Genomic DNA, 16279 nt, shown 5'->3' with positions numbered 1-16279 from the left:
CCTCTGCAAACGAATTGGCTATCCTATTCGCCCGGCAGTTCATTCTTCACGAAGCGTACCAGATAGACCCAAACCGCTTCTTTGCTAACCACCTCTCCGTCGATTTCTTCGGCATTTGGCAGTCCATCGCAAACAAGCGGGTCACCAGGTCTCAGCCTGATAGTGCTTGTCATTCCTTTGAGGCCGATCCGCCGCTGCAAACCGCGAACGCCGACTTCTTGTTTAATCAATGCGAGTGTTTCCTCCGAAAACGCATGATCAGGCGCCCGCCCTCCATGCGTTAGCACACTGAACCGCCCTTTGAGTTCAATGGCCCCATCTTCCATTTGATGTGATCGAAAGCGCACTTCCATTCCCGTCAATTCCGAGAGCGTGTCTGGCCGCTCTTCCCTTTCATCACGAGGATCTGGCGCGAACATTCTTTCGGTCTCGATATCAACCAGCGTTCCCAACTCCGTTTTGACCCGGACGGTGTCGATTAGCAGCGGCATTTCCTTCGTCCCGGTTTCCCACTGCTTAATTGCCCGAATCAAACCGATCTCGCGCACGTTGCTTTTCTCAAGCATCTGCTTCAAATCATGAGCCAACGTGGTTTCCGGCAGGCTTTGACGTTCGAAGGTTGCCACTTCAACAATCACCTGTGGTGTGGCCGCCACCAGATCAACCGTATGACTCACGACGATAACCATAGCGACGATGAATAATCGGAAAGCACTCATAGCGGTTTTCCTGCATGCCATCTAAAGGCTACTTCACTGGAAACGGGGAAGGTTCGGCAGGATGCACACCAACAACCAGCAGAACTTCGCAGTCCAGTGGCTTTCCAGCAACCATCTTTCGTTGCGTCATCGGCCCAACAGTCCACGCATGACCTGGCTCCAACTCCACACTGCTATTCAGCCATAGGGTCTGAATGCTTGGCGGAAGTGAAGTTTCTTCATCGACATTGACCGTGGGAGATCTAAGCGATTTCTTTTCGTAGCGAAAATCGACAAAGAACTTGCCGCTTGGCTTACGATCAACTCTCACGATCGCTTTCAGCCCTGCGGGATTTGTACCAGACATGGCTGGCACGATTTGATCAGGATGTTCAAACTCTGCCAGCAAAGAATGTCGCGTCGTGAACTCCACTTCGACACCCAGCGGAATCTTCAACTGCATCGTATCGATTTCATGCAGACGACGATCCTTACCCTTTAACCACTTGTCGAAGAATGGCAAAAGTCCTTCGTCAGTCGCCTCTGAACTTTCTAGCTTGGCGTCGAGCTCCTCTTGGAGAGAAACGTTCGGTTTTTGCTCTGAGGCCCGCGAGACGAACGCCAGTTCGACTACAACCCTAGGCGACTGGGCGTGGGTATTTTCTGGTAAAAGAGCCCAAAATAACGTGACAATCAGCCCCACTCGAATCGCATTCATCGGCATTCTCCTGAAGGAATTCGTTGCCCACCATTCGGGCCAGTCCGGACCACTCGCGCATCCACACTGTATCGAAACGGGACTCAGCGATACAATGGCAGGTTTCCGGTGGGCAGCCCGCTGAAATCCCGAGTCGTTCGAGCGCAGAGATAAAGTCTATGAAGGTCACGAGTACCGAACACAAGATTTCTGACTTTTCCGGGGATGTGATCGTCGTCGGGGTGTACGAAGATGGCCTATCGCCGCCAGCAAATCAGCTGGACAACCTGATCGGCGGATCGATCACACGTTTGCTTGAGTCGGGCGATATCACGGGAAAACCGAACGAACTAACCACGATCCTTGCCCCTAGTGGTTTCGCGACAACGCGTGTCTTTGTTGTCGGCCTGGGCAAGAAGGAAGATTTGAATCTTCAACGAGCCTATGAAGCAGCTTCGTCCGCTGCGGTGGCTCTGTCTGGTAAGAAGGTAGAAAAAGCAGCGTTCTATCTCGACGACTTCTGGCCATCGGAAGTCACCGAGCAAGCGATTGCCGGGGCAGTTGTCGGTGTCCATGGACAAGACATCTACCGCAAAGAGAAGAAACAGAATCCGCCAGCCGAGATCCTCTGGAATTCGGCAACCGACGAAGTTTTGGAACGCGGTATCGCTTTGGCCAACGCGATCAACCTGACACGTTCGCTGGTCAACCGCTGTGCCAACGATATCTATCCTGCGACATTCGCCGAAGAAGCTGCCGTCGTGGCCGAAAACCACGACTTGAACATCGAAGTTTGGGATAAAGCCAAGCTCACCGAAGAAAACTGCGGAAGCCTTCTAGCAGTTGCCCGCGGCAGCGTAAAAGATCCTCGCTTGGTAATCGTTCGCTATACCGGCGGCAAGAAGGGTGCTCCGCCACTCGCTTTGGTCGGTAAAGGGGTGACTTTCGACAGCGGTGGGCTTTCGCTGAAGCCATCCGACGGCATGATCACCATGAAAGCTGATATGGCCGGTGCCGCGACAGTGCTCGGTGCCATTAAGGCCATCGCCGCGTGGAAGCTGCCGGTCAACGTCGTCGCACTTTGCGGCCTGGTCGAGAACATGGTCTCTGGCGACAGCTACAAACTGGGCGACATCCTCACTTCGCGCAGCGGCAAGACAATCGAAGTCTTGAACACCGACGCCGAAGGTCGCTTGGTCCTCGCCGACGTATTAAACGTTGCCCTCGATGAAAAGCCGATGGCGATTGTCGATCTGGCAACGCTCACCGGTGCATGCGTTGTCGCACTTGGGCAAGATACGGCCGGCCTAATGACCAACGAGCCGGACTGGTGTCGCGAGATCGAACAAGCGGCGCTGACGACCGGCGAAAAAATGTGGCAGTTGCCGATGTATCCTGAATTCGGTGATCAAGTGAAAAGCCAAATTGCCGACGTAAAGAACGTGGGCGACGGGCGTTGGGGCGGAGCAATCACCGCAGCCAAGTTCCTTGAAGAGTTCATCGACGATACTCCGTGGACTCATATCGACATCGCAGGCCCTTCCTTTGCCGAAAAACCGAAGCCATACTGCAGTGGTGGCGCAACCGGTTTTGCGGTTCGTACATTGTTGGAATTGGCGCGACGCCAAGCCAACGGTTAGAAAATAATACCCGTCGGGTTCTATGTCCTCGTTCTAGGCATGCCCGAGTTCCTATGTCTCTCGCTCGCTTCCAGAGCGAGAGACCGATCGGAAGCTTCTCGCTCAGTTAACCCTCAAATTGGATTGCCCTACCCATGCCTTGGATTTCCGAGACCGCAAAAGAAATCAAAAAGCCAGAGTTGCTTGCCATTCTCGACCGAGCCATCGAAGAAGCTCGCCAGCGGATTTGCGGCACTCCTAAGCGAGTTCTCCTACTTCCTCCCGACATCACACGCATGCATTCCGGCTCAGGCTGGATCACAGAGTACTTCTGGGAGAAGCTCAAAGACGAAGCGGAAATCCACGTCATTCCCACGCTCGGACAGCATGAACCGCATACGCCTGAGCAGAACAAGCAGATGTTCGGCAACATCCCGAACGAAATCATCCACGCCCACGATTGGCGTGATGGATGCGTGAAAGTGGGTGAGATCTCGGCTGACTTCGTCAAAGAAATCAGCGAAGGGGCCGCCGATTGGGCCATTCCGATTTGGCTCAACAAAATGCTCATGGAAGAACAATGGGATCTGATCATCAATATCGGTCACGTCGTTCCCCACGAGGTGCTCGGCTTTGCCAATCACAACAAGAACTATTTCATCGGTCTTGCCGGCAAGGACCTTATTTGCACTTCGCACATGATGGCGGCCAGCTGCGGGATCGAGAATAACCTCGGCAATCTGATCACTCCTGTTCGCGCCGTCTTCAATAAAGCCGAAGACGAGATGCTCGGTCACTTGCCAGACTTCTACGTTCAAGTCGTTCTGTCGCGTAATGAAGAAGGCGAACTTGTGCACACCGGCGTTCACATCGGTGACGATTTGGACACCTACTTGAACGCTGCGAAGCAGTCGCGTGCCGAGAACATTACCGTGTTTGACGAGCCCGTCAAAAAGATCGTCTGCGTCATGCAAGGAGACGAGTTCTTCAGCACTTGGGTCGCGAACAAAAGCGTGTACCGCACCCGAATGGCAATCGCCGACGGCGGCGAACTGTTGGTGATCGCCCCAGGCCTCAAACGTTTTGGTGAACAGCCTGACGTTGATGCGCTGATTCGGAAGTATGGCTATCAGCCGACGCCAAAAATCCTCGAACTCTACAAAGAGAACGACGACATGCAGGATCTGGCCCATGGCACGGCTCACCTGATGCATGGCACTTCGGAGGGCCGCTTCACCATTCGTTACGCACCAGGCCACTTGAACCAGGAAGAAGTCGAACAGGTTCACTTCGCCTATGCGGACTACGACGAAACGCTGAAACGCTACCCAATCGAAACCATGAAAGAAGGCTTCAACACGATGCCTGACGGCGAAGAAATCTTCTTCATCGCGACACCTTCGGCCGGTTTGTGGAGCACGAAAGAAAAGCTGTACAACCGCAAGACAGGGTTTGCTGAGGTTTAGTAGCTTCCGCGACTGAAAAACTGTTTACAGAAGAATGCCTGAGATGTTGTCTCAGGCATTTTTTAATGACAACAATAGTGGCTCAACGCACGTAATTCATCCGTATTAGCCAGAGGCGGAATGAAAAAATATTATGCAGGTCTGTTTCTGCTTCTAGCCACTCTGATCTTCTTCAGTTGGGGCTCGATAAGGATTTCAAGCCGCGTAACGGATGAGAAATGGCTTGAGGTCGAATCCACTAAAGTCCGTGACGACTTTGAGCAGATTTCGCAAGCATATAAGACGCATGATTTCGAGCACGTTCGGGAATTTCTGCATCGCCGGGTTCGTGTCTCTGAGGGAGCACCCGCAGCCTATGAAAATCGCTTCGATGAAATCATCGAGCAGTTCGATTCAGAGGACGTTTCGATTGAGCATTTTTTCATCTCGGAAACACCTCTCTTCTATCAATCCAGAGACGATGACTATGTAATCATTCCGACATCCATGGTGGTCTCGTACGGTTTTGGTAAATCACGATTTACCGGCTTTCTTCTCGGTCATAAGCGAACTTCTGATTCGGCATGGAAGTATGTCGATATGAGCGGCAACTGGGAGCAGCCGAGGCGAGTCATCCGTCAACATTTTTACGACATGCCCAAGGATATCCCCATTCCCCAAGGGACGATGGATTATGTTGATCCAGAGAAGGAAATGACAACCGAAGCGTAAAGTATTGCCCCTGCAACAACTTAATGCCCCTCTCCTGGCCAATTCCATTTGACGCCCCAAGTCCCATACCCCAAACTACGGGCAGCGTCGCTTCTCTCGCGGATTTCCGGTTTTGCCTTCAAGATTCCCGCAAAATGGACGAATACCCGGGTGAAAACGCTACTTCGGTTTGCTCGTCTTTGTGAAAGGTCGGTCTGATGTCCTTGTACTGGGTGTTTCTCGGCTGTGCTGTTGTGGCTGGAACGGTGTTCGTCCTCCAGTTTCTGCTGGCGGTCGTAGGTATTGGCCTGGAAGGGACAGACTTTCCTGACGAAATACCCGACGACATTCCGGACGACATCGGAGGCGATTCGCACGGCTCGACCGCTTTGTTCGGTGTTCTTTCGTTTAAGACCATCGTCACGGCCCTGACATTCTTCGGCCTCTCTGGGCTCGCATGTTTGTCGGCCGACTTGAACGAACCGGTCTCCTTCACCATTGCCGTCATCTTTGGTCTTGCCGCCATGTACGGTGTGCACTGGATGATGCAACTGATGATGAAGTTGGCCCAAGACGGAACCGTCCGTATCCGAAACACGGTCGGCGAACATGGCACCGTATACATTCCCATTCCTGCGAACAAAGAAGGCGTGGGCAAGATTCAACTGCGAGTCCAAGATCAGCTTGTCGAATTCGCGGCCCAGACGTCAGCGGACGAAAAGCTAACGACCGGTACGCCGGTTCAAGTCACCGAAGTCATCAGCCCGACGATCGTCCTGGTCGTCCCGCTTTCGACACAAGTCGATGTTCAGCCAGATTCCGCAGAACCGGAACAAACGGCACAAGCCCACTAAAAAATCGGCTCGTCTCTCAATCGCTGCCCCTGGATGGGTAGTTCGTAACCTACATATGCCTAGTTGCCGCTGCGCGCGGACTGCGCCGGCACTGATTGTCGACACTGAGGAACCCCGCTCATGGAAAACGTATTGTTACTTGCCCAGGAAGGTGGCCTGCTGGAATTCTTCAGCGGCTTCTGGGGCATCGTCTCCATCATTGTCATCATGGTCGTGATGGCTTTCTTCGGGTTTTTAATCCTGCTGCAAAGCCAATACAAACGCTGCCCTAGTAACCGCGTGCTGGTCGTCTATGGTCGCACTGGCGGCGGCAAATCGGCTCAAACGGTTCACGGTGGCGCCAAGTTTGTCATTCCGTTGATCCAAGACTATGCGTACTTGAGCCTGGAACCGATTCAAATTGAAATCCCGCTGCGTGGTGCTCTTTCTTCGGAAAACATCCGTGTGAACGTGCCGAGTTGCTTCACCGTCGCCATCGGTACGATGCCAGGCGTGATGGACAACGCCGCTGTTCGTTTGCTGGGTCTCACTACGAACGAGATTCGCAAGCAAGCAGAAGAACTGATTTTCGGTCAGCTACGTCAAGTGATCGCCTCGATGCGGATTGAAGAAATCAACCGCGACCGCGACACGTTCCTCGAACACATTCAGCGTTCGCTTGAACCAGAACTCAACAAGATCGGTCTCGTCCTGATCAACGTGAACATCACCGACATCACCGACGAGTCTGGCTATATCGACGCCATCGGTCAGAAGGCCGCCTCGCTCGCCATTCAACAAGCCCGCGGTGACGTCGCCGACAACGAAAAGATGGGTGAAATTCGTGTTGCCTCAGCCCAACGCGACCGAGAAGTGGAAGTCGCCAACGCGACCAAGGCCCGAATGATCGGTACCCGTGAAGCGGAACGGGAACAAGCCATCCGCATCGCGGAACTTGAAAAGGAGCAAACCGTCGGTGAACGTGCCGCCGAATACGAACGTGAAGCGAAGGTGAAAGATGCCGAGCGTGAAAAGCGTATCCGTATTGCCGACGCCGACGCAGCGGCGATCATCGGTGAGCGCAACGCCGAGTTTGAACGCGAAGCCGCGGTGAAAGACGCCGAACGCGAAAAGCGTATCAAGATCGCCGAAGCCGATGCGACCGCCATCGAAGGGGAAAACATTTCGGAAGCGAAAGTCGCTGCCTCGAAAGCCGAGCTGGCCATCAAGCGAGCCGAAGCGTACGAACGTGGTGAAATCCGTCGACGCGAAGCGGAAGGTGCCGTTCAGGAAGCGGAAAACAAAGCCCTCGCCAAAGCGGCATTGGCCGAAGCTGAACGCGTGGAAGCTGAAAAGCGTGCATTGCTTGAAGCTCCTGCGAAAGCCGAAAAAGCGAAGATCGAAGTCGAATCGGCTGCCGAAGCTGCCAAACGTCGTATTCTCGCCCAGGCCGAAGCCGACGCGATTTACGCCAAACTGGAAGCCGAGGCCCGTGGTGAGTACGAAAAGCTGGCCAAGAAGGGTGAAGGTTTGAAAGCCATCGTCGAAGCGTGCGGTAGCAGCAAGGAAGCGTTCCAACTGATGCTGCTGGAACACCTCGACACGCTGGCCGAAAGCAGTGCCAAGGCGATCTCGAACATCAAGTTCGACAAGGTCGTCGTCTGGGAAGGTGGCGGTCAAAACGGCCGCTCGAACACTGCCGACTGGCTCAGCGGTATGGCCAAAACGTTGCCACCCATGATGCAAGTCATGAAAGACATCGGCGGCATCGAACTGCCCGAAGCTCTCGTCCGCTACACCGAAGATCCCGAGTCGCTGGCCAATGGACAAAGCAAGCCAAGCGAACAGGAACCTTCAGCGAACTAAACTTGGTAGAAGATTCCGAGCGAACTCATGCAGCGGTCACTTTCGAGTGGCCGCTGTTTTTTTTGACTGGCTTAGCGGCGTGGATCACCAAGCGGGTTTTCAAGTGCTTCGTAGTAGGGTCCCAGAATAACCGCAAAAAACAATTTAAATATCACGGCGACTATCAAGCCTATAATCATCATCCAAATGATGACGCCTGCAATATTAGCCAGCGTATTCAATGCATCACGTGCCTTCTGCTGATACTGCACCGAGAGTACATCAAGCGACTCGGCCAGCGTTCCGCCAATTTCTCCGGTTTCGACAACGTCCAGAAAGTCAGGTGGGAAGATGCGTGTCCGCCGGAGAGCATCATGAACTTCTTCGCCAGCAATCAAGTCGCGGTCAATCGTATCACTGAATTGTCGATAGTATTGGCTTCTTGTTGCGTCAATCGAAAGTCGCATCGCCTGTCGAATCTCCATTCCACCTTTCAATGTCAAAGCCAACGCCCATGCCATCCTAGACAAACAGAGAGTCCGAATAGGGGTACCTATCCAGGGAATATTCATAACCAAGCGATCGAGTTGCAGAACTGCAAACTTTCCTCGCGACCACATCAAGTACAAGATAAATCCAGAAAAGACAATCATCCCAACGATAGCAAAATACTCTATCGCTCCTTGAGTTCCGACCAAGCCGAATCCAAGCGGATCGATCTTGCTGCCGGTGCCTTTCGACACCCAGCCCATGATATAGATCAAACCACCGACGATCAAAATAGCCAAAACCAACTGAATCGTTGGCCAGGCAATTACGGAACGAAACGAACGTCTCAGTTGAATCTGATGTTCGTATTGATCAGCTAATTCGAGAAACACTCGATCGATATGTCCCGTCGCATCCCCAAGTTCAACCATCTGCCGAAATAGCTTTGGAAAATACTCTCCGGTTCGATTGACCGCATCAGGCAACGAACCGCCCCGATTCAAAAAATCGGATATCTCAACCATCATATGCTTTTGATACCCAAAAGCTCTCTCTGCTTCACGTAGCCAAACGCGACGAATGTCGACACCAGCTTGAAGCTGATTGCCAACGCGGCGGCATAACTGGACAAGGTGATCGGTACGGATTCGTGGTGAAAAAAGCATGGAAGAACGTTTCAGTTTCCGTAGTTCAGTTTTCAGCAAGCCTCTGAGTTGTCGTATCTCACTCCCACATCTTACTGAAAACTGAAAACCGAACACTGAAAACTCACCTAACTCCTGCTATAATCCCCGTCTTACCTTATTGATCAGGCAAACTATCGTGGCTTCAGACTTCAAACAAATCGCGATTCTCGGCGTCGGGCTCATTGGCGGTTCGATTGGGCTGGCTGCCTTGAAGCGCAAGATAGCGGATAAAGTGGTCGGCATCGGGCGCAGCGCCGAAAAGCTCGCCAAAGCCCAGCGACAAGGTTGCATCACCGAAGGCACCACTGACTGGCAAGCCGGAATTCGTGGCGCGGACCTGATTGTCGTTTGCTCGCCGGTCGAATCGGTGATTCCACTTGTCGAACAGTTGGTCCCCTTCTGCCAGCCTGGCACGGTGATTACTGATGCTGGTAGTACCAAGCAGAAGATCGTGGACACCCTCCATTTGAGTGAGTCGGTCCGTGGTCGCAAGGACGTTTACTTCGTCGGCAGCCACCCCATGGCCGGCAGCGATAAGAGCGGCAGCGACCATGCTTCGGCCGATTTATTCCAAAATCGTGTGACAATTGTCACCCCCGTTGCCGAAACGGAGCGTACCGCTCAAGCGACTGTCCGCAAATTTTGGGAATCGCTCGGCAGCGAAGTCCATCAGATGAGCCCCAGCGAACACGACGCGGTTGTAGCGGCTACCAGCCATATGCCCCACGTTATCGCGGCGTTGGTGGCTGGTTCGACCCCCGAAGCAATGCTTAAGTTCACCAGTACCGGTTGGGCCGATACCACAAGAATTGCCGCTGGCGACATCGAATTGTGGCGTCAGATCCTATCCACGAATCGTGCCCACGTCTTGCAGTCGCTAGCGAACTTTGAGAAATTGCTGACTGCCTTCCGAACCTCGCTGGAAGCAGGTCAGGACGAGCATTGGATCAAGCTGTTAAAACAGGGAAAGCACCACCGTGACATTGTGGGAAGTTGATATCTATCCCGGTCCCGGACACGTCGACCGACTCGCCGCATCGATTGTCGCCGACGCCGAAGACCTGCAAATTGCCACCCACCTCGAAATTGCCACGGCCCACGGCTTTTTGGTTCAAGCCGATTTCGACGCGGATCATATCAAGCTGTTGGCCGATCAGCTTCTCGTCGACAACGTGGTCGAAAAAGCGGTCGTGGCTCAAGCCGGCGAAGCGATCCTCGCCGAAGCTCCTTCGACGCTCTACGATCGACTGATCCATGTCATGCCGAAGCCAGGCGTGATGGATCCCGTCGCACAAAGTACCCAGGCCGCCATCGCCGATTTTGGGAAGCCGGCCGAAGCGGTTCGTACGTTCCGCAAGTACTGGATCGGCGGTCTCGACGACGCCCAAACCGAACGTCTTGTCACGAAGCTGTTGGCGAACGATTCGGTCGAACAAGTCATCAACGGCCCCATTGATTTGGAACGACTTTCGTTCGGCAAATCGCAGCCGTTCGAGCTGAAAACGGTCAACATCCGCGAACTCGACGATGACCACCTGCAACTGCTCAGCAAAGAAGGCCAGCTTTACCTGACGCTGGTCGAAATGCAGACGATCCAGAAGTACTTCCAGGAACTAGGTCGCGATCCAACCGACATCGAGTTGGAAACCGTCGCACAGACTTGGAGCGAGCACTGCAGCCACAAGACATTGGCCGGCAAGATCGCCTACAAAGACGAAAAGCAAGAGCTTCGCTTCGACAATATGTTGAAGGAAACCATCTTCGCCGCCACGCAGGAAATTCGTAAGAAGCTGGGCGACGACGATTGGTGTGTCAGCGTTTTCAAAGACAACGCCGGCATCGTGACGTTCAACGACGAATACAACATCTGCTTCAAAGTCGAAACGCACAATCATCCTAGCGCGTTGGAACCTTACGGGGGTGCCAACACCGGGATCGGTGGCGTTATTCGCGACCCCATGGGCACCGGGATGGGTGCCAAACCGATCTGCAACACCGATGTCTTCTGCTTCGCTCCGCCTGAAACCGATCCAGCCAGCTTGCCCCCAGGCGTGTTGCATCCGCGTCGGGTCATGAAGGGTGTTGTCAGCGGTGTTCGCGACTACGGCAACCGTATGGGCATTCCCACGGTGAATGGCGCCGTTTACTTCGACCAGCGTTATCTCGGCAATCCCTTGGTTTACGCTGGGAATGTCGGCCTGATCCCTGTCGACATGTCGTTCAAAGAAGTGAAGCCCAACGACTTGATCGTTGCCGTCGGTGGACGTACCGGCCGCGACGGTATCCATGGTGCCACGTTCAGTTCGGCCGAACTCACCAGCGAAAGCGAATCGCTCTCCGGCGGTGCCGTTCAAATTGGTAACGCGATCACCGAAAAAATGGTACTCGACGTTCTGCTCGAGGCCCGAGATCGCAATCTCTACAATGCCGTGACCGACTGCGGAGCTGGTGGTTTTTCCAGTGCGGTCGGCGAAATGGGCGAAGAGATCGGCGCCGAAGTTTGGCTCGAGAAAGCACCACTCAAGTACGAAGGCCTCAGCTATACCGAGATCTGGATCAGCGAAGCTCAGGAACGCATGGTTCTCGCAGTTCCTGAAGAAAAATGGCCAGAGCTGGAAGCACTGTTCGCCTCGGAAGGAAGCGAAGCCGTTGTGCTGGGCAAGTTCGTCCCGACAGGCAACTTGACGCTCACCTACGAAGGGAACAAAGTTGGCGAACTCGACATGCGATTCCTGCATGACGGTCGCCCACCCATCGTTCGTGATGCCATCTTCACCCCACCAACAACGCAGCCACTTTCCGTCGAACAGGACGATACCCAATCGCTGGGGGACGACCTGCGAAAGATCCTCAGCTCGCTCAACGTGGCCAGCAAGGAGTGGATCATTCGTCAATACGATCATGAAGTCCAAGGGGGCAGCGTGATCAAGCCATTAGTTGGTATTCAGAACGACGGTCCAAGCGACGCCGCAGTCGTCCGTCCTGTTTTGAACAGCCGCAAAGGGATTGTCCTTTCCTGTGGCATGAATCCACACTTTGGCGACTTCGATCCTTACGACATGGCCGCAAGTGCCATCGACGAGGCCCTGCGAAACTGTGTCGCTGTCGGTGCTGATCCTTCCAAGATCGCGATCCTCGACAACTTCTGCTGGGGCTATACTGACCGGCCAGAAACGCTTGGAACGTTGGTTCGTGCCGCACTTGCTTGCCGCGATCTGGCAATCGATCTCGGTACACCGTTCATCAGCGGCAAGGACAGCCTCAACAACGAGTTCAGCTACTTCGACGAACATGGCGACAAAAAGACAATCGCCATTCCATCTACGCTGTTAATCAGCGCGATGGGTCAAGTGGAAGACGTCTCGACTTGTGTCACGATGGACCTGAAGTCGGCCGGCAACCGTTTGTATCTCGTCGGACTGACGAAGGACGAACTAGGCGGCTCGCACTGGGCATTGGTCAACGACAAAGTGGGCGGTCAAGTTCCGAAGGTCGACACCCAACTGGCCAAGAAGGTATTCGGCGGAATCCATGCCGCCATTCAAGCAGGCTCGATCCGAGCTTGTCACGACTTGTCGGAAGGCGGCTTGGCAGTTGCTCTAGCGGAAATGGCATTCGCCGGTGGGTTGGGAGCGAACGTATCGCTCGACAACATCCCGCACGAACTTGCCACGGAATCGGCCACCTCACTGCTGTATAGCGAGTCAAATACCCGCTTCGTGTGCGAAGTCCCGGAAGCTTCGGCCGCCGCATTTGAAGCCGCATTGGCTGATGCACCATTTGCCCACATCGGAAATGTCGCCGAACATAAAGAACTGGTCGTCACGCACGGCGAAACAACGCTGCTTGACGAACCAATCGAACTGTTGAAACAGGCTTGGCAAGCTCCCCTGAATTGGTAGTGACACGGAAAGATCTCATACGATGGCTCAGCCTAAAGCCCTGTTAATCCGCTCGCCTGGTACGAACTGCGATCTCGAAACGGCCTACGCCTTCGAGCAAGCCGGTGCCGCTGCTGATCGCGTTCACTTGAACCGTGTTCTCGAAAAGCCAGAACTGCTCAACGACTATCAAATCCTCGGTCTTTCCGGTGGATTCAGCTACGGCGACGACATCTCGGCCGGGCGTATTGTCGGCAGTCTCTTTCGGCACCACTTGATGGACGCTGTCAAGAAGTTTCACGAAGACGGCAAGCTGATTCTCGGCATCTGCAATGGTTTTCAGATCCTGATCAAGACAGGTCTGCTGTTGGCCGACGACGAGCAGGGACTGCCTTCCAGTACGCTTGCTTGGAACGACTGCCAGATGTTTCAGGATCGCTGGGTGAATCTGCGAACGTCAGGCAATAAGTGCGTTTTCCTGAACGGCGTCGAGCAAATGTATTTGCCGGTCGCTCACGCGGAAGGCCGTTTCGTCGCTCGCGATGAGGAAACGCTCAATCGTTTGGCCGCCGCTGGGCAGCTTTGTTTGACCTACGCCGCCAACCGCGAAGGGGAAGCGGATGTTACGTTCCCAGACAACCCCAACGGTGCTCAGCGACATGTCGCAGGCGTCTGTGACGAGACCGGTCGAATCTTCGGCTTAATGCCGCACCCGGAACGCTATATCGACCGCACGCATCACCCACGTTGGACGCGCGGCGAAGGCAACGACCCCGGCGACGGGCTCAAGCTGTTCCAGAACGCCGTCGCGTTCTTTAACTAGAGTGCCCAACAAGAACAATTCGCTCTGAGAAGCAAGCGTCGAGTGGTTATCCGCTCGACGCTTTTGCTTCTTGCTTCCGTCGCCGCGAATCGACCACGCGGCGGATGATCTCGTCCGCAATCACGCCGGCCAGAATCACGATCCCGATCACCGTTCCTTCCAGTTCCGAGAACTTCAGCGTTTCGATCGCCTGATAAAGCTCTCGTAGGATCGCCGTTCCCAAAACAACTCCCAGGATCGATCCGGTCCCGCCTCGCAGACTACAGCCTCCAAGCACAGCCGCGGCAATCGCGTACAGTTCGTAGAAAGTCCCGGCTTCGTTCGGTCCGACGCTATTCAGATCGATGGCGAACAGTATCGCCGAGATCCCAGCCATCAGCGAGCAAATCATGTACGCCGAGATCGTTATCCAGTCGGTGTTGATACCGCTGTAGCGTGCCGCTTGTTCGTTGTTGCCCAAGGCCTTCAAGTAGCGGCCGAAGGTCGTCTTATTCAACACCAACGCCGAAAGCAGAGCCACGCCTCCCAGCATCCACAACGGTAGCGGGATCCACAGAAAGTCCATGTTCGTCAGATAGTTGATATCGGTGCCCCCTTCCGGGCTGACGAAGTTGGAGATCTTATCGTCATGAGCCAGGTACCGCGCGATGCTTCGCAGGACGAGCAAGCCGCACAATGTCACCACGAACGGCTGCAACTTCAGCTTTGTGATCAACAGCCCATAACCAAGGCCAATCAGCATTGCCCCGACCAGCACGACGACCATGGCAACATAGGGATTCATCTGCTGGTCGTTAATAAGAATGCCAAATTGCACGCCCACCAGAGCGACCATCGACCCCATCGAAAGATCGATTCCTCCGGCGATGATGACAAATGCGGCACCGATTGCCATGATGCCATACAACCCGGTCCAGCGAGCCATAATATCGAGGTTATACGGAGTGGCGAACGTCGGCGCGATGACCGACGTAATTCCGAAGATGGCAAAGATCAACAGAAACAGAACGATATTCTTAAGCATTCAGTGCTTCTCTTTCAGACAGCCGTCAATTGCTGACCGGTGGCAAGATGCATGACCGCCTCTTCGCTGAGTTGGTCTCGTGCAAGTTCGCCTGACAGAGCCCCCTCGTGCATCACCAGCACGCGGTCGGCCATTCCCAGGATCTCTTCCATTTCACTTGAAACAAATAAGATTGCCACCCCTTTGCGAGCTAACTCTTCCATCAGCTCGTAAATTTCGTGCTTCGCGCCAACATCGATTCCCCGAGTCGGCTCGTCGAGCAGTAATACCTTCGGATGCATTGCCAACCACTTGGCGATCACCACCTTTTGCTGGTTGCCGCCGCTCAGGTATTGAATGATTTGCCGAGTGCTGGGTGTTTTGACCCGCATTCGCTGGACCATCTCGTCGGCCAGCTTTTGCTCTTGCCGCGGATCGACCCACGAAAGATACGACAGCCGATGCAAACCTGGAAGCGTTGTGTTCTGCCCGACATCCATCGGCAGCACCAAGCCTTGCTGCTTTCGATCTTCCGGTACCAAGAATATTTCCTGGGCAATCGCATCACGTGGTGAACGCATCGCAACACGTTTGCCGCTGACTTCGATCGAGCCCCCTTCCGGCGGATGCACGCCGAACAACGTCTCGAACAGCTCTGTCCGCCCTGCCCCGACAAGTCCTGCCAGGCCAACGATTTCACCAGCACGAAGCTCAAAGCTGATTTCGTGTTTCGGATGGGCATGCGTGCGCAGGTTCTTGACTTCCAGCACCAACTCGCCAGGCGTCATTGGCTCGTGGGCATAAAATTGAGCCAAGTCGCGGCCGACCATCAATCGCACCATGTTATCGTGCGAGATCTCTTCGCGGGAAAGCTCGCCGCTATTCTGTCCATCGCGCAGCGCCACGACTCGGTCGCACACGCGGTGGACTTCGCTAAGCCGATGCGAGATGTAAACGATGCTTACGCCGGCAGCACGAAGCGACTGGATCACCTCGAACAGCCGTTCCACTTCGCGGGCCGATAAGCTGGACGTCGGCTCGTCCATGATTAGCAGCTTCGCGTTGCACGAGAGGGCCTTGGCGATTTCGACAAGCTGTTGTTGGCCGATCGAAAGATCCGCAAGTAGCGTACGGGGATCGATATCGAGTCCGACTTGCTTTAAATAAGTCTTCGACTGGGCACAAACCTTGCTTTGATCAATCCAGCCCAAAGTGCGTGGCTCGCGGCCCAGGTAGATATTCGCACCAACGGAAAGGTTATCGCAAAGATTCAACTCTTGATGAATCAACGCGATGCCAAGTTCCAGGGCATCGGTCACGCCACGAATCTCGACCGGTTTGCCTTCGACGCGAATCGTCCCAGAATCGGGTGGCTGTATACCCGCGAGAATCTTCATCAGCGTGCTTTTGCCGGCACCATTCTCGCCGATCACCGCAATCGATTCGCCGGCCCCTACGCGCAGCGAAACCTCCGAAAGCGCTTTCACGCCTGGGAATCGCTTCGAGATCCGCTCCACTTCCAGAAATGGAATCGCGTCTTCACTCATGC

The 16279-nt window shown here is 54.3% G+C and carries 13 protein-coding genes; 8 read left to right on the top strand and 5 right to left on the bottom strand.

What is annotated here, in order from left to right:
• Nucleotides 1–23: 23 nt before the first annotated feature.
• Both LA756_RS26625 and LA756_RS26620 read right to left on the bottom strand, forming a co-directional pair.
• On the bottom strand, nt 24–740 hold the full coding sequence (locus LA756_RS26625; protein WP_224437751.1) for a hypothetical protein: 717 nt from the start codon (nt 738–740) through the stop codon (nt 24–26).
• A 7-nt stretch (nt 741–747) separates the two neighbouring features.
• Entirely contained in the window at nt 748–1416 is a 669-nt protein-coding gene (locus LA756_RS26620; RefSeq protein WP_224437750.1) for a hypothetical protein, read from the bottom strand.
• Nucleotides 1417–1574: 158 nt separating this feature from the next.
• Here LA756_RS26620 and LA756_RS26615 point away from each other — a divergent pair, with 158 nt between their 5' ends.
• The 5 genes from LA756_RS26615 to LA756_RS26595 all read left to right on the top strand — a co-directional run bounded on the left by LA756_RS26615 (nt 1575) and on the right by LA756_RS26595 (nt 7869).
• Nucleotides 1575–3035, top strand: a complete 1461-nt coding sequence (locus LA756_RS26615) for a leucyl aminopeptidase (RefSeq protein WP_224437749.1) — start codon at nt 1575–1577, stop codon at nt 3033–3035.
• Nucleotides 3036–3169: 134 nt separating this feature from the next.
• Entirely contained in the window at nt 3170–4480 is a 1311-nt protein-coding gene (locus LA756_RS26610) for a lactate racemase domain-containing protein (protein ID WP_224437748.1), read from the top strand.
• 120 nt (nt 4481–4600) lie between these two features.
• The gene (locus tag LA756_RS26605) at nt 4601–5191 is read left to right on the top strand and encodes a hypothetical protein (protein WP_224437747.1); all 591 of its coding nucleotides are present in this window, start codon (nt 4601–4603) and stop codon (nt 5189–5191) included.
• A gap of 197 nt (nt 5192–5388) precedes the next feature.
• Nucleotides 5389–6024 carry a hypothetical protein gene (locus tag LA756_RS26600; RefSeq protein WP_224437746.1) on the top strand — a complete coding sequence of 212 codons (636 nt, stop codon included), beginning with the start codon at nt 5389–5391 and terminating at the stop codon, nt 6022–6024.
• A gap of 120 nt (nt 6025–6144) precedes the next feature.
• On the top strand, nt 6145–7869 hold the full coding sequence (locus LA756_RS26595) for a flotillin family protein (protein WP_224437745.1): 1725 nt from the start codon (nt 6145–6147) through the stop codon (nt 7867–7869).
• Between the two features lie 71 nt (nt 7870–7940).
• Here LA756_RS26595 and LA756_RS26590 read toward each other — a convergent pair whose 3' ends face one another.
• A complete protein-coding gene (locus LA756_RS26590; RefSeq protein WP_224437744.1) occupies nt 7941–9002 on the bottom strand; it encodes a type II secretion system F family protein in 1062 nt (353 codons plus the stop codon).
• Between the two features lie 157 nt (nt 9003–9159).
• Here LA756_RS26590 and LA756_RS26585 point away from each other — a divergent pair, with 157 nt between their 5' ends.
• The 3 genes from LA756_RS26585 to purQ are packed head-to-tail and all read left to right on the top strand — an operon-like array spanning nt 9160 to nt 13727.
• Nucleotides 9160–10020: a prephenate dehydrogenase gene (locus LA756_RS26585; RefSeq protein WP_224437743.1), complete on the top strand. Its 861-nt coding sequence runs from the start codon at nt 9160–9162 to the stop codon at nt 10018–10020.
• On the top strand, nt 10001–12925 hold the full coding sequence (gene purL / locus LA756_RS26580; protein ID WP_224437742.1) for a phosphoribosylformylglycinamidine synthase subunit PurL: 2925 nt from the start codon (nt 10001–10003) through the stop codon (nt 12923–12925). Before LA756_RS26585 ends, purL begins: the two co-directional genes overlap by 20 nt.
• Before the next feature lie 22 nt (nt 12926–12947).
• Nucleotides 12948–13727 carry a phosphoribosylformylglycinamidine synthase I gene (gene purQ, locus LA756_RS26575; protein WP_224437741.1) on the top strand — a complete coding sequence of 260 codons (780 nt, stop codon included), beginning with the start codon at nt 12948–12950 and terminating at the stop codon, nt 13725–13727.
• A gap of 46 nt (nt 13728–13773) precedes the next feature.
• On the opposite strand, the gene LA756_RS26570 is transcribed toward purQ, so the two are convergent.
• The gene (locus LA756_RS26570; protein WP_224437740.1) at nt 13774–14751 is read right to left on the bottom strand and encodes an ABC transporter permease; all 978 of its coding nucleotides are present in this window, start codon (nt 14749–14751) and stop codon (nt 13774–13776) included.
• Between the two features lie 14 nt (nt 14752–14765).
• The gene (locus LA756_RS26565) at nt 14766–16277 is read right to left on the bottom strand and encodes a sugar ABC transporter ATP-binding protein (RefSeq protein ID WP_224437739.1); all 1512 of its coding nucleotides are present in this window, start codon (nt 16275–16277) and stop codon (nt 14766–14768) included.
• Nucleotides 16278–16279: the final 2 nt, after the last annotated feature.

Origin of the sequence: Bremerella sp. TYQ1, assembly GCF_020150455.1 — a bacterium.
In the GTDB taxonomy this organism is placed as follows: domain Bacteria; phylum Planctomycetota; class Planctomycetia; order Pirellulales; family Pirellulaceae; genus Bremerella; species Bremerella volcania_A.
Note: the sequence above shows the minus strand (reverse complement) of the source record. Positions and strands in the feature narration are given on the sequence as shown.

Coding starts and splice junctions, on each gene's coding strand:
- LA756_RS26625 (WP_224437751.1), bottom strand. CDS start 740: ATGGCATGCAGGAAAACCGCTATGAGTGCTTTCCGATTATTCATCGTC.
- LA756_RS26620 (WP_224437750.1), bottom strand. CDS start 1,416: ATGAATGCGATTCGAGTGGGGCTGATTGTCACGTTATTTTGGGCTCTT.
- LA756_RS26615 (WP_224437749.1), top strand. CDS start 1,575: ATGAAGGTCACGAGTACCGAACACAAGATTTCTGACTTTTCCGGGGAT.
- LA756_RS26610 (WP_224437748.1), top strand. CDS start 3,170: ATGCCTTGGATTTCCGAGACCGCAAAAGAAATCAAAAAGCCAGAGTTG.
- LA756_RS26605 (WP_224437747.1), top strand. CDS start 4,601: ATGAAAAAATATTATGCAGGTCTGTTTCTGCTTCTAGCCACTCTGATC.
- LA756_RS26600 (WP_224437746.1), top strand. CDS start 5,389: ATGTCCTTGTACTGGGTGTTTCTCGGCTGTGCTGTTGTGGCTGGAACG.
- LA756_RS26595 (WP_224437745.1), top strand. CDS start 6,145: ATGGAAAACGTATTGTTACTTGCCCAGGAAGGTGGCCTGCTGGAATTC.
- LA756_RS26590 (WP_224437744.1), bottom strand. CDS start 9,002: ATGCTTTTTTCACCACGAATCCGTACCGATCACCTTGTCCAGTTATGC.
- purQ (WP_224437741.1), top strand. CDS start 12,948: ATGGCTCAGCCTAAAGCCCTGTTAATCCGCTCGCCTGGTACGAACTGC.
- LA756_RS26570 (WP_224437740.1), bottom strand. CDS start 14,751: ATGCTTAAGAATATCGTTCTGTTTCTGTTGATCTTTGCCATCTTCGGA.
- LA756_RS26565 (WP_224437739.1), bottom strand. CDS start 16,277: ATGAGTGAAGACGCGATTCCATTTCTGGAAGTGGAGCGGATCTCGAAG.